5 protein-coding genes are annotated in these 1,857 nt (G+C 57.2%); all 5 read left to right on the top strand.

The annotated features are described in order from the left end of the window. The coding region (locus tag VGP75_RS13180) for a hypothetical protein (protein WP_327544111.1) at positions 1-194 on the top strand (194 nt) is incomplete at its 5' end. Then, positions 187-384 (top strand): hypothetical protein, encoded by a 198-nt coding sequence (locus VGP75_RS13185; protein WP_327544112.1) that lies wholly within the window; start codon positions 187-189, stop codon positions 382-384. The genes VGP75_RS13180 and VGP75_RS13185, both read left to right, overlap by 8 nt. After that, a complete protein-coding gene (locus VGP75_RS13190; protein WP_327544113.1) occupies positions 377-613 on the top strand; it encodes a hypothetical protein in 237 nt (78 codons plus the stop codon). Before VGP75_RS13185 ends, VGP75_RS13190 begins: the two co-directional genes overlap by 8 nt. A 161-nt stretch (positions 614-774) precedes the next feature. Next, entirely contained in the window at positions 775-1,032 is a 258-nt protein-coding gene (locus tag VGP75_RS20705; RefSeq protein WP_526025514.1) for a hypothetical protein, read from the top strand. A 317-nt stretch (positions 1,033-1,349) separates the two neighbouring features. After that, positions 1,350-1,796, top strand: coding sequence for a dCTP deaminase (locus tag VGP75_RS13200; RefSeq protein WP_327544115.1), 447 nt, complete (start codon positions 1,350-1,352; stop codon positions 1,794-1,796). The last annotated feature ends 61 nt before the right edge of the window (positions 1,797-1,857 follow it).

Here is a 1,857-nt window from a genome sequence, read left to right on the forward strand (position 1 = left end):
CCCCCGACGCGCGGCAAGATGGCTGGCGCGCGGGGATGGAGGCGGCTGCGAAGGTGGCGTTAAATGCCAGCCTCGCAAACGGCGAAAGCCCTCTACAACTCGTGGGCGACGAGGCAAGGGGGTTTGCGATGGGCATATCTGGCGCCCATGCCGCCATCCGCGCCCTCGCAGAGAAAGGACCGACCAATGAGTGACGAAATAGGTCAAACTGATTGTTTGGTTTGCATGGGACGCAAAAAGATTATGACGGGCATGTCTTTTCCGCCGAATAGCACCATTGGCGTCAAGGTAGAATATGAATCATGCCCGAAATGTCAGCCGGGGCCGCATGGTTTTTATGCCCGCAGACGGATGCAAATGATTTTGGGAGATCGCGATGACTAACACACCCACGCCAGACCTGACCGCGCCGGAGCATGTGGAGCGGATATGCAGGGCCGCACCGTTTGCTGACAATGACGCGGGCATACCTGAGATGGTCGCCACCCTATCCTCCAAGCTGGCCGAGGCAGAGGCCGAACGGGACGCGGCGCTGGGGGTGTTGCGTGATCTTGGCTTTGATAACGCCTTTTCAGTGTATCAAGCCGCCCGCCAGAAAGGGGGTGAGGGATGAGCGCGCCGGAACTAAAGCCGTGCCCGTTTTGTGAAGGCCGCGATATTCGCTGGACAAGTGACAAGGGAATAACAGTAAACAAGTGCCTGAATTGCCACGCGCAAGGTCCGGTTGCGAGGTGGGATTTGCATCACGGCTCAAGCGCCGCCGAAACAATGCACATGCGACGGGACGAAGCGCAGCGGCTATGGGAAACGCGCGCCGACATACCCGCCGCCCGCATTGCGGAACTGGAAGCGGAGGTGAAGCGGTTGCTAGATGCAATCGCAGACACACCAGAGCGGAGCCGGATTGAGGAACTGGAACATCAGGCCGACCGCGACACAGACAGAATACATGATCTGTCTGATGAAGTTGAGCGGTTGCGGGAGGCGAACGCGGAATTGCGCGCCGCTCTGAACAAGGACGCCACCCCATGACCAGCCGCGTCGAGAAGGAAGCACTGCGCGCAGCTGGATACGTTCGGGTGCCCACGCTCTGGGTGTTGCCGGATGAGCTTGAGGTGATCTACAAGATAGCCTCTAAGCACAATCGTGACGTTAAAAGAATAAGAGACAAGGCGAGACATGACAGAGCGGGGAACGCGACGAACAGGACTTGGAGCTGATGAGGATGGTGAAGGAGGGTAAGTCGATCAAGGAGGCAGGCAAGATGCTTGGTCTCACCAAAGGCACTGCCATTGGGCGCATATACCGCATCCGCAAAGCCATAGAGAAATACCCATAGGAGGTGACAGATGATACGCAACGGTAAGAAGCTATGGTCAGACCAACCGGTCTCACCCATGCTGGACAGCAAGCTCAGGCAGCACGGTGTCAGCTACGGACTATCTGAGGCGGGCTATGACATCCGTATCAAACAGAGTGTGACCCTACACCCCTTCAAACGCTTCGCTCTGGCCTCAACAGTCGAGCGGTTTCACATGCCACGGGACTTGGTGGCTATTGTCCACGACAAAAGCACATGGGCAAGGCGTGGGTTGTCGGTATTCAACACCGTGATCGAGCCGGGGTGGAAAGGATACCTGACTCTGGAGCTGGTCTATCATGGCTGGAAACCACTTCACGTCCCGGCCGGCGCCGGCATTGCACAGGTCATCTTCCATCAGCTGGAGACCTACGCAGAGTATTCAGGGAAGTATCAGGACCAGCCAGATAGGCCAGTCGATGCGATAGAGGGGTGATGTAATGGACATCATGACGATCGACTTTGAAACCTACTGGGACCAGCAGTTCAGCCTGTCG

The sequence above is a fragment of the Yoonia sp. genome (assembly GCF_036007805.1).
Lineage (GTDB): Bacteria > Pseudomonadota > Alphaproteobacteria > Rhodobacterales > Rhodobacteraceae > Yoonia.

Bases quoted from the DNA above. Each gene is read 5' to 3' on its own strand.
- VGP75_RS13185 (WP_327544112.1), top strand. From the start codon at position 187: ATGAGTGACGAAATAGGTCAAACTGATTGTTTGGTTTGCATGGGACGC.
- VGP75_RS20705 (WP_526025514.1), top strand. From the start codon at position 775: ATGCGACGGGACGAAGCGCAGCGGCTATGGGAAACGCGCGCCGACATA.
- VGP75_RS13190 (WP_327544113.1), top strand. From the start codon at position 377: ATGACTAACACACCCACGCCAGACCTGACCGCGCCGGAGCATGTGGAG.
- VGP75_RS13200 (WP_327544115.1), top strand. From the start codon at position 1,350: ATGATACGCAACGGTAAGAAGCTATGGTCAGACCAACCGGTCTCACCC.